This is a genomic window from Allostella sp., from assembly GCF_041913585.1.
Taxonomy (GTDB): Bacteria; Pseudomonadota; Alphaproteobacteria; order ATCC43930; family Allostellaceae; genus Allostella.
Genome location: NZ_JAYSFE010000105.1, coordinates 6,893 through 17,084 on the forward strand (window position 1 = coordinate 6,893; position 10,192 = coordinate 17,084).

Annotated in this window: 10 protein-coding genes; 6 read left to right on the forward strand and 4 right to left on the reverse strand. The window is 71.0% G+C overall.

Annotation, left to right across the window (positions count from 1 at the left end; all coding sequences use genetic code 11):
* The 3 genes from amrS to ACE3Q3_RS17920 form a co-directional block, all read left to right on the forward strand.
* Positions 1-716: AmmeMemoRadiSam system radical SAM enzyme (gene amrS, locus ACE3Q3_RS17910; protein ID WP_374448389.1), on the forward strand; the 716-nt coding region annotated here is incomplete at its 5' end.
* A 65-nt stretch (positions 717-781) separates the two neighbouring features.
* Entirely contained in the window at positions 782-1,600 is an 819-nt protein-coding gene (locus tag ACE3Q3_RS17915; protein WP_374448392.1) for a putative hydro-lyase, read from the forward strand.
* Complete coding sequence (locus tag ACE3Q3_RS17920) at positions 1,597-2,394, forward strand: 2-keto-4-pentenoate hydratase (protein WP_374448393.1); 798 nt, start codon at positions 1,597-1,599, stop codon at positions 2,392-2,394. Before ACE3Q3_RS17915 ends, ACE3Q3_RS17920 begins: the two co-directional genes overlap by 4 nt.
* Here the strand turns inward: ACE3Q3_RS17920 and ACE3Q3_RS17925 are convergent.
* On the reverse strand, positions 2,391-3,344 hold the full coding sequence (locus ACE3Q3_RS17925; protein ID WP_374448395.1) for an NAD(P)-dependent oxidoreductase: 954 nt from the start codon (positions 3,342-3,344) through the stop codon (positions 2,391-2,393). The two genes, ACE3Q3_RS17920 and ACE3Q3_RS17925, sit on opposite strands and share 4 nt — an antisense overlap.
* 170 nt (positions 3,345-3,514) lie before the next feature.
* Between ACE3Q3_RS17925 and ACE3Q3_RS17930 the strand changes: the two genes are divergently transcribed.
* The 3 genes from ACE3Q3_RS17930 (at position 3,515) to ACE3Q3_RS17940 (ending at position 6,520) form a co-directional block, all read left to right on the forward strand.
* Positions 3,515-4,561: a TRAP transporter substrate-binding protein gene (locus ACE3Q3_RS17930; protein WP_374448396.1), complete on the forward strand. Its 1,047-nt coding sequence runs from the start codon at positions 3,515-3,517 to the stop codon at positions 4,559-4,561.
* A gap of 79 nt (positions 4,562-4,640) precedes the next feature.
* Positions 4,641-5,237, forward strand: coding sequence for a TRAP transporter small permease subunit (locus ACE3Q3_RS17935; protein WP_374448397.1), 597 nt, complete (start codon positions 4,641-4,643; stop codon positions 5,235-5,237).
* Entirely contained in the window at positions 5,234-6,520 is a 1,287-nt protein-coding gene (locus ACE3Q3_RS17940; protein WP_374448398.1) for a TRAP transporter large permease, read from the forward strand. The genes ACE3Q3_RS17935 and ACE3Q3_RS17940 overlap by 4 nt, the downstream gene beginning before the upstream one ends.
* 14 nt (positions 6,521-6,534) lie before the next feature.
* On the opposite strand, the gene ACE3Q3_RS17945 is transcribed toward ACE3Q3_RS17940, so the two are convergent.
* From ACE3Q3_RS17945 to ACE3Q3_RS17955, 3 genes are all read right to left on the reverse strand, one after another.
* A complete protein-coding gene (locus ACE3Q3_RS17945) occupies positions 6,535-6,762 on the reverse strand; it encodes a hypothetical protein (RefSeq protein ID WP_374448400.1) in 228 nt (75 codons plus the stop codon).
* 85 nt (positions 6,763-6,847) lie between these two features.
* On the reverse strand, positions 6,848-8,938 hold the full coding sequence (locus tag ACE3Q3_RS17950; protein ID WP_374448403.1) for a hydantoinase/oxoprolinase family protein: 2,091 nt from the start codon (positions 8,936-8,938) through the stop codon (positions 6,848-6,850).
* 4 nt (positions 8,939-8,942) lie between these two features.
* A partial coding sequence (locus ACE3Q3_RS17955) for a hydantoinase B/oxoprolinase family protein (RefSeq protein WP_374448404.1) occupies positions 8,943-10,192 on the reverse strand: 1,250 nt, incomplete at its 5' end.

The window sequence follows — 10,192 nt, forward strand, 5'->3', positions numbered from 1 at the left end:
CCCGCTTCGGCTGCCGCAGCGTCGCCTTCACCTACAACGATCCGGTGGTGTTCCTCGAATATGCGGTCGATGCCGCCGCCGCCTGCCGGGCGCACGGCCTGCGGTCGGTCGCCGTCACCGCCGGCTACATGACGGCGCCGGCCCGGGCCGAGTTCTACCGCCACATGGACGCCGCCAACGTCGACCTCAAGGCCTTCAGCGAAGCGTTCTACCGCCGGGTGACCAAGAGCCGGCTGGGGCCGGTCCTGGACACGCTCGAATACATCCGCAAGGAGACGAGCTGCTGGCTCGAGATCACCACCCTGCTGATCCCGGGCGAGAACGACGGGCAGGACGAGCTCGAGCGCATGTGCGCCTGGATCGCCGAGCGGCTGGGGCCGGACGTCCCGATCCATTTCAGCGCCTTCCATCCGGACTACCGGATGCAGGACAAGCCGCGGACGCCGCACACGACGCTGTCGACGGCGAGGCGGATCGCGGTCGCGGCCGGGCTGCGCTACGCCTATGTCGGCAATGTCCACGATCCGGCGCGGGATTCGACCTGGTGCCATGCCTGTGGCGAGAAGGTGATCGGGCGCGATTGGTACAAGCTGGACCGCTGGCACCTCGACGGCGACGGCGCCTGCCTCGCCTGCGGCACGCCGGTCGCGGGGCTGTTCGACGGTCCGCCCGGCGACTGGGGGTCGAAGCGCCGGCGCGTCCGCATCGCCACATGACCCCTGCCGGAACCGCCGCGTTGGGCTAGGATCGCCCGAGCGAACCCACGGATGGAGGTGGACCGATGCCGGACTCCCTGATGCCGAGTGCCCCGCCCGCCCTCTGGACCGATCCGCGCGAGGCCCGGCTGGCGATCCGCCAGGGCCGCCACACCGGCTGGACGGCCAACGTCGCTCCCGGCTTCGTCCAGGGCAACCTCGCCATCTTGCCGGCCGACTGGGCGGGGGAGTTCCTGCGCTATTGCCAGCTCAACCCGAAGCCGTGCCCGATCGTCGGCATGTCGGCGGAGCCGGGCGATCCCTTCCTGCCGATGCTGGGCCAGGACCTCGACATCCGCCACGACGTGCCGAGCTACCGCGTCTTCCGCGACGGCGAGCCGGCGGGCGACGTCACCGACATCGCCGACCTGTGGCGCGACGATCTCGTCGCCTTCGTGCTCGGCTGCTCCTTCTCGTTCGAGGCGGCGCTGCTCGACGCCGGCGTGCCGCTACGCCACATCGCCTGCGGCGCCGGCGTACCGATGTACCTGACCAGCGTGCCGACCGCTCCGGCCGGCCGCTTCCGCGGCAACCTCGTGGTGTCGATGCGGCCGTTCAAGCCGGCCGACGCCATCCGGGCGGTGCAGGTGACGAGCCGCTTCCCCAACGTCCATGGCGCGCCCGTCCATATCGGCCTGCCGCACCTGATCGGCATCGACGACATCTCGAAGCCGTGGGAGGGGCCGCCGACCGAGGTGATGGCCGACGAGCTGCCCGTCTTCTGGGCCTGCGGGGTGACGCCGCAGGCGGCGATCCGGATGGCGCGGCCGCCGTTCGCCATCACCCACACCCCGGGCCACATGGTGGTGACCGACATCCGCAACGCGGCGGTGGCGGCGCTGTGACGGCGGCCGCGGCCCGGCTCGACACCGCCGCCGCCGCCGCGCTGCTGCGGGAGCACTGGCGGACCGGGCGGAAGATGGCGGCGCTGCCGGCGGCCCTGCGCCCGGCCGGCCGCGTCGACGGCTACGCCATCCAGGCCGAGCTCGAAGCGCCGGGTCTCGCGCCGGTGGCGGGCTGGAAGATCGCCGCCACCAGCCGCGCCGGCCAGCTCCATATCGGCGTCGACGGGCCGATGGCCGGTCGCCTGCCGGCCGACCGGGTGCTGGAGCCGGGGGCGACGATCGACCTCGCCGGTAACCTCATGCGCGTGGCCGAGGTCGAGTTCGTCTTCCGCATGGCGGCGACGCTGGCGCCTCGGTCGGCGCCCTACGGCCGTGGCGAGGTGATGGCGGCGGTCGGCGCGTTGCACACCGGGATCGAGATCCCGGACTCGCGCTTCGAGGATTTCGCCAGGGTCGGCGCCGCCCAGCTCATCGCGGACGATGCCTGCGCCCATCTCTTCGTCCTCGGCCCGGCCTGCCCGGACGCCTGGCGCAGCCTCGACCTCGCGGCGGAGCGCCCGCGCGCCGCGGTCGGCGGCCGCTACGAGCGGGAGGGGCTGGGGGCGAACGTGCTGGGCGACCCGCGCGACGCCCTGGTGTGGATCGCCAACGAGCTGTCGGGGATCGGCGTGCCGCTCCGTGCCGGGCAGTTCGTGACCACCGGCACCTGCGTGGCGCCGCTCGAGGTCCGCCCGGGAGACACGGTCCTCGCCGACTACGGGATGCTGGGCACGATCTCGGCGACCTTCCGCTAGGCGCGGCGGCCCAGCACCTCGGGATTGACCACCGACAGCGCCGCGAAGTCCCCGGCGAGGCCGCGGACCACGGCCTCGGCGCAGGCGAGCGCCACCCGCTCGACCGCTTCCGGGCAGGAGGCGGCGACGTGCGGCGAGAGGACGACCCGGTCGAGCGCCAGCAGCGGGTCGGCGGGGTCGGGCGGCTCCTGCTCCAGCACGTCGAGGCCGGCACCGGCGAGACGCCCCGCGGCCAGTGCCGCGGCGAGTGCCGTCTGGTCCACCACGGCGCCGCGGGCGACGTTGACGAGGATCGCCGAAGGTTTCATCTGCGCGAGGCGCGCGGCGTCGATCAGATGATGCGTCGCCGGGGTCAGGGCGAGGGCCAGGATCACCGCATCGGCCTGTCGCAGCGCGGCGTCGAGGCCGGGGCCGTCGGGATGCGCCGGGTCGACCGGCAGCACCCGCATTCCGAACGCGTCCGCCAGCCGGCCGATGCGCCGGCCGATCCGGCCCCAGCCGACCACCGCCGCCGTCTTGTCGCGCAGTTCGACGGCGCCACGCGCGCGCGACCAGCGTCCGGCCCGGACCTCGCGGTCGTGGACGGGGCCGCGCCTCGCGACCGAGAGCAGGAGATGGATCGCGTGCTCGGCGACCGCATCGGCATTGGCATCGCCGGTGGTGACCAGGGGAATGCCGCGGGCGCTCAGGGCCGCGACGTCGAAATTGTCGAAGCCGGCGCCGTTGCGGCAGGCGAGGCGAAGTCGCGGCGCGGCGGCGATCGCCGCCCGGTCGAGCGCCGGACGCTCGCCGACCAGCACGACCGCGGCGGCGCCGGGGAGCGCCGCCAGCAGCGCCGCCTGCGTCGGTTCGTCGAGGACGATCACCGTGACGTCCGCGGCGGCGAGGCGCTGCATGGCCGCCGCCGGCAGGGGGGCGCTGAGGAGGACCGGGCCGGTCGGAGGTGGCATGCCGATTGAATGGCACGGGGCCGGATCGTGGGGCAACCGGCGATCGAGGGGCGGGGCACCGTCTTGCGTGCCGGTCCCGATCGGTGCCAGCATCGCGGGCGTGCGGCGTCGCCGTCGCCCGGCCATGGTCGTCGGTTCGCGCAAGCCCGGCAATTTTGGGGAGAGGGTTGATGATGAAGCACATCGTGCTGGCGGGTGTCTTCGCCACGGTCGCGGGGGCCGCCATGGCGCAGGACCTGCCGAAGTCGCAGTTCAAGGCGATCGGCCTGAACAGCCCGACCGTCGCCTCGACGGTCGACGAGGTGCCGTTCTGGCGCAAGACGATCCCGGACGCCTCGAAGGGCGCGATCACCGTCGACATCACGCCGCTCGATCAGATGGGCATCGACGACAAGACGATGCTCCGCCTGCTGAAGCTCGGCGTCATGGACTTCGCCGGCATGGACATCTCGAAGATGGCCGGTGACGACCCCCGCTTCGAGGGTTGCGATCTCGCCGGCCTGACCCTCGATCCCGACAAGGCGCGGGCGGCGTGCAAGGCCTGGGCGCCCGTCATCGACCGCCAGATGCAGAAGAACTGGAACGCCAAGCTCCTGGCCTTCGGCGGCAACCCGCCGCAGGTCTTCTGGTGCCGCAACGTGCTGGGCGGGCTCGACGACCTCAAGGGCAAGAAGGTCCGCGTCTTCAACAACACGATGCGCGACTTCCTGGGCGGCATCGGCGCGACGGCGGTCAGCATGGCCTTCGCCGAGGTGGTGCCGGCGCTCAACAACGGCGTCGTCGACTGCGGCGTCACCGGCAGCCTGTCGGGCAACACCGCCGGCTGGCCCGAGGTGACCAAGTCGCTCTATCCGATGTCGCTCGGCTGGAGCATCAACGCGCTTGCCGTCAACCTCACGAGCTGGAACCGGATGGACCCGAAGGTGCAGCAGTTCCTGCTGACCCAGGTCGCGGCCTACGAGGACAAGATGTGGGGCACGATCAAGGAGGCGATGGCGCAGGCCGACAACTGCAACACCGGCAAGCAGCCCTGCACGCTCGGCAAGCCCGCCAACATCACCATCGTGGCGGTGAAGCCGGCCGAGGCTGCGACGCACAAGAAGCTCGTCGAGGGCGCGGTGCTGGCCAACTGGGCCAAGCGCTGCGGCGCCGAGTGCGTCAAGGAGTGGAACGACACGGTCGGCAAGGCGCTGGGGCTGAAGGCTCCGACGACCTGAGCCGGCGGGCCAGGACGCGCACGGGCCGGGCGATCGCCCGGCCCGTTCCCTTTCGAGCAGCCAGATTCGAGGCGAGGGCATGGAACCGGTCCTGGCGGCGGCCCACCGCATCTCCCGGCTCGGACTGTGGTTCGGCGGCACCCTGGTGCTGCTGGCCGCCGTCCTGATCGGCGTCGATGTCGTGATCCGCAAGTTCTTCAGCATCTCGATCGGCGGCGCCGACGAACTCGCGGGCTATGCGCTCGCCATCGGCACGTCCTGGGGACTGGGCGCGGCGCTCATCGAGCGCGCCCACATCCGCATCGACTCGCTCTATGTCCTCTTCCCCAACGCCCTTCGCGTCGTCCTCGACGTCGCCGGGCTGGTGCTCTTCGTCGGCTTCTTCGCCCTCGTCACCTGGCACGGACGGCTGGTGCTCGATCAGTCCTGGGTCTCGGGGTCGCGCAGCCAGTCCGCCATCGAGACGCCGCTGATCCTGCCCCAGGTCGTCTGGTTCGGGGGGCTGCTGCTGTTCTTTGCCGTCGGCATCGTGCTGCTGGTCGAGGCGCTGCGGCGGATCCTGTCCGGCGATGCCCACGGCGTGGTCCGGATGATCGGCACCCGCTCGGCCCAGGAGGAGGTCGAGGAAGAGATCGCGGCCCTCGAGGTCGCCCGCAAGGCGGGGAACGGGCGATGATCTGGACGACGCTCGCGATCCTGATCGGGCTCCTGGCCGTCGCGGTGCCGGTGGCCGCCGTCCTCGGCGTCCTCGGTCTGGCGCTCACCGAATTCTACTCGCGCATGCCGCTGTCGCTCGCCATGGGCGAGATGGCGTGGGCGACCTCGAACAACTTTCTCCTGGTCGCCATCCCGTTCTTCGTGCTGCTGGGCGAGATCCTGCTGCGGTCCGGCATGGCCGAGCGCATGTACAACGCGCTCGTGCAGTGGATGCCATGGCTGCCGGGTGGCCTCATGCACTCCAACATCGCCGCCTGCGCGATGTTCGCGGCGACCTCGGGATCGAGCGTCGCGACCGCGGCCACGATCGGCACGGTGGCGCTGGGAGAGGTCGAGAAGCGCGGCTACAACGAGCGCCTCTTCCTCGGCACCATCGCCGCCGGCGGCACGCTCGGCATCCTCATCCCGCCCTCGATCAACATGATCGTCTACGGCGTGCTGACGGAATCCTCGATCCCGAAGCTCTACCTCGCCGGCGTCGTGCCCGGCCTGTTGCTGGCGATGCTCTTCGGCCTGACGGTGCTCGTGCTCTGCCTATGGCGGCCGGCCTGGGGCGGGCAGCGGATGGCGACGACCTGGGAGGCCCGTATCCGCAGCCTGCCGGACCTCCTGCCGCCGCTGCTGATCTTCGTCGCCGTCATCGGGTCGATCTATGCCGGCTGGGCGACCGCCACCGAATCGGCGGCGCTCGGCGTGCTCGCGGCGCTGGCCGTCGCGGCCTGGAGCCGACGCCTGACCTGGCGGGTGCTGATCGTCGCCTTCGAGGGCACGATGCGGACGACGGCGATGATCATGGCGATCCTGATCGCCGCCTATTTCCTCAACTTCGTCATCACCTCGATCGGCCTGACGACCCAGGTCAACCGCTTCATCACGTCGCTGCGGCTGACGCCGACCGAACTGCTCATCGCCGTCGTGATCTTCTACCTGATCCTCGGCATGTTCATGGAGACGCTGTCGATGATGGTGGCCACCGTCCCCATCATCGCGCCGATCATGTTCAAGGCCGGCTACGACCCGGTCTGGTTCGGCATCCTCATGGTGCTGCTGCTGGAGACGGCGATGATCACGCCGCCGGTCGGCATCAACCTCTATGTCGTGCAGGGCCTGCGCAAGCGCGGGCGCATCGACGACGTCATCGTCGGCACGGCGCCGTTCGTCGTCACGCTGATGCTGATGATCGTCATCATCGCGCTCTTCCCCGGGCTCGCCATGTGGCTGCCGACGGTGGCGGCGGGATAGCCGGTTCGGGCGGGTCAGCCCTTGCGGTAGGGGTTGGTCAGCCCGTCCACCACCTGGTGCAGGACGGCGCGAATCTGCGCCTCGTCGCAGCCCATCAGGACCGCGTCCTCGAGCGCGTCCTGGCAGGCGCCGCGGATTTCCTCGAGGTTCTGGTCGAGGACCTTGATCTTCTCCAGGCAGCTGATCGGCCGGCCCTCGGAGTCGACCCAGTAGGAGCGGGCGGGAGTTTCCGGATTGGCCATCGGACCTGCCTTCGTGCTGCGCGCGGCCCCAGAGAAATAGGATGCCGGGACGCGGACGGGAAGACCCGTCCGCGTCCCGGCGCGGTCAGCGGCGCTCGACGACGATGTTCTTGGCCGCGTCCAGGCTGGCGCGCCAGCCCGGCAGCACGACGCAGGTCGCGTCGTACTCCTCGACGATCAGCGGGCCGTCCATGGGCTCCGCCAGGTCGGAGCGGCGCACCACCCGGGTCTCGATCCAGCCCTTGTCCGGCCCGAAATAGGCCGGCCGCGGCGGCGGCGCGTCGGGCTCGGGGCGCGACGGACGCACCCGTTCCGGCACCCCGCCGCCGAGGCGGATCCCGAGGCCGACGACCTGGATGGACACCAGCTCGACGGGCTCGTCGGCGCCGGCGCGGTGGCCGTAGGTGCGCTCGTGCTCCTGGCCGTAGGCTTCCTCGAGATGGCGCAGCATCGCCGCATCGACCGGCCCGTCCGGAACCGGCACGGTGAGGTCGAAGGTCTGGCCGTGATAGTGCAGGGAGGCCGCCCGCACGATCTTCGCGTCGGTGCCGGTGAAGCCCTCGGCGGCGAGCTGGTCGGCGGCCTGCTTCGCCAGCGCGTCCCAGGCCCGATTGACCTCATCGAGATCCATGCTGCGCGTCAGGCGCCGGAAAGTCCGCGAATAGTGGTGCTCGACGTCGGCGTAGAGCAGCCCGAAGGCCGAGAAGAGGCCGGGGGAGGGCGGGATCACCACCCGCGTCATGCCGAGCGATTCGGCCATGCCGCAGGCGAAGAGCGGGCCGTTGCCGCCGAAGGCGAAGAGCGAGAAGTCGCGGGGGTCGCGGCCGCGCTCGGTCGACACGGAACGGATCGCGCGGATCATGTTCGAGGCGGCGATCAGGTGGGCGCCGTGCGCCGCCCGCGCGACATCGATGCCGAGCGGCTTCGCCACCTGTTCCTCGAGCGCCTGTCGGGACTTGGCCGCGTTCAGCTTCACCGCCCCGCCGACGAGATAGCCGGGGTTGATGTAGCCGAGCACGACGTTGGCGTCGGTCACGGTCGGGCGCTCGCCGCCCTTGTCGTAGCAGACCGGGCCGGGGGTCGAGCCGGCGCTCTCCGGCCCGATCTGGAGCGAGCCGCCGGCGTCGATCCAGACCAGCGAGCCGCCGCCGGCGCCGACCTCGGCGAGATCGATGGCCGGGACCTTGAGAAGGTAGCCGGCGCCGGTCAGCAGGCGCGAGCCGATCATGATGCCGCCGCCGACCGAGTATTCCGACGCCCGGGTGACCTGGCCGTTCTCGACCGTCGCCGCCTTGGCCGTCGTCCCGCCCATGTCGAAGGTGATGATGCCGGCGAGTTTCTTCGAGCGCGCCAGGGCCTGGGCGCCGACGACCCCGCCGGCGGGGCCCGACTCGATGATGTTCATCGGCTTCTCGGTCGCCGCCTCCGACGTCATCAGGCCGCCGTTCGACTGCATGAGAAGGAGGCGGGCCGGCACGTTCGCCCGGTCGAGCCCGCCGCGCAGCGCGCGCAGGTAGCGGGCGACGATCGGCATCACGTAGGCGTTGATGACGGTGGTCGAGGTGCGCTCGTACTCCTTGATCTCGGGCAGGACCTCGAAGGAGACCGAGACCGGCAGGTCGGGCGCCTTGCGGCGGACGATCTCGGCGATCATCCGCTCGTGGACGGGGTTGGCGTAGGAGTGGAGGAGGCAGATCGCGATCGCCTCCACCTTCTCGGCGAGCAGCGCGTCGACCTGCGCCTCGGCGTCGGCCGGATCGAGCGGATGTTCGACGGCGCCCGAGGCGGCGATGCGCTCGTCGACGACGCGGCGCAGCCGCCGCTCGACCAGGGGCTCCGGCTTCTCCCAGCCGATGTCGTAGAGCCGCGGCATCCGCAGCGTGCGGATTTCCAGCACGTCGCGGAAGCCTTTGGTGGTGATGAGGCCGGTGCGGGCGCCCTTGTGCTCGAGGATGGCATTGGACGCGACGGTGGTGCCGTGGCGGATTTCGGCGACATCGGCACCGCCGAGGCCGGTCTCCTGGAAGACCTCGGTCAGGCCCTCGACGATGGCGCGGGCGTAGTTGTCGACGCTCGACGAGATCTTCTTGGTGTGGATCGTACCGTCGGAGCCGAGCAGGACGATGTCGGTGAAGGTGCCGCCGATGTCGACGCCGACGCGATAGTTCACGGTCATGATCTCACTCCGCCGCCTGCGCCGTGGGCGCGGGGTCGGTCCATTGCACGGTGGGGCTCTGGGTCCAGCCGCGGCGGCGGCGGATCTCGGCGCGCGCCGCCTCGGTCGCCGGCTGGTCGACGGTCCAGGTGGCGGTATCGACGACGATGCCGTAGTCGGCCCTGGCCTTGGCCGGCGACAGCAACTCGTTGCGCACGTCCTTCAGCACCTTGGCCGGATCGCGCTCCAGGGGGTCGCCCCAGCCGCCGGCGCCGGCCAGCACATGGCGGAAGACGTCGCCCTTGCGGATCGTCATGGTCAGCTTGGACGGCAGGGTCTCGCAGGCGCCGTCGGGGTTGAGGTAGTTCTCGGACGGCTGTCCGGGGCTGCCGCCGTAGAGGCCGAAGGGCCGGTGCGTGCGCCGGTCGGACCGGACCTGGAGCACGCCTTCGGTCTCCAGGAACTTGTAGTCGCGGCGGAACGGCACGCCGCCGCGGAACTTGCCGGCGCCCGCCTTGTCGGCGACGAACTCGTAGGCCAGCAACTGGATCGGATGCTCGGCCTCGGTCACCTCGATCGAGTGCGAGGCCATGTTGGCGAACATGTGGCTGTTGCCGTCGAGCCCGTCCGCCCACGGCCGGGCGCCCCACGCGCCGCAGGTGAAGTCGACATAGATGAAGGGCTTGCGGCTGGCGTAGTAGCCGCCGATCGAGATGCCGGTGTTGCCGCCGTCGCCGGCGGCGAAGACCTTGTCCGGCAGCATCATGGCGAGCGCGCCGAAGACGCAGTCGGTCATGCGGAAGCCGGTGAGGCCGCGGGCGGCGCAGGCGGCCGGCAGGACGCCGTTGCCGACCGTGCCGGGCGGGCAGATGACCTCGATGGCGCGGAAGACGCCCTCGTTGTTGGGGATGCCGGCTGGCAGCACCGAGCGCACGCCGGTGTAGGCGGCGGCCTTGGTGAAGGAGAGCGTGTTGTTGATGGCGCCCTTCACCTGCGGGCTCGTGCCGGTCCAGTCGACGACCATATGGTCGCCCTTCTTCTTCAGCGTGACGAAGAGGCGGATCGGCTTGCCGTAGTCGACGCCGTCGTCGTCGATCCAGTCCTCGAACGTCCATTCGCCGTCGGGCAGCTTGGCGAGTGCCGCCCGGGTCAGGCGCTCGGCATAGTCGACCGTCTCGACCATGTAGGCCTGGACCTGGTCGGCGCCGTAGCGGGCGACCAGCTCGGCGAACTGCTTCTCGGCGATGTGGCAGGCGGCGAGCTGGGCGCGCAGGT

What these genes read in the sequence shown, in the direction of transcription:
- ACE3Q3_RS17945 (WP_374448400.1), bottom strand. Translation starts at nt 6,762, where the DNA reads ATGGCCAATCCGGAAACTCCCGCCCGCTCCTACTGGGTCGACTCCGAG.
- ACE3Q3_RS17925 (WP_374448395.1), bottom strand. Translation starts at nt 3,344, where the DNA reads ATGCCACCTCCGACCGGCCCGGTCCTCCTCAGCGCCCCCCTGCCGGCG.
- ACE3Q3_RS17930 (WP_374448396.1), top strand. Translation starts at nt 3,515, where the DNA reads ATGATGAAGCACATCGTGCTGGCGGGTGTCTTCGCCACGGTCGCGGGG.
- ACE3Q3_RS17950 (WP_374448403.1), bottom strand. Translation starts at nt 8,938, where the DNA reads ATGACCGTGAACTATCGCGTCGGCGTCGACATCGGCGGCACCTTCACC.
- ACE3Q3_RS17935 (WP_374448397.1), top strand. Translation starts at nt 4,641, where the DNA reads ATGGAACCGGTCCTGGCGGCGGCCCACCGCATCTCCCGGCTCGGACTG.
- ACE3Q3_RS17915 (WP_374448392.1), top strand. Translation starts at nt 782, where the DNA reads ATGCCGGACTCCCTGATGCCGAGTGCCCCGCCCGCCCTCTGGACCGAT.
- ACE3Q3_RS17940 (WP_374448398.1), top strand. Translation starts at nt 5,234, where the DNA reads ATGATCTGGACGACGCTCGCGATCCTGATCGGGCTCCTGGCCGTCGCG.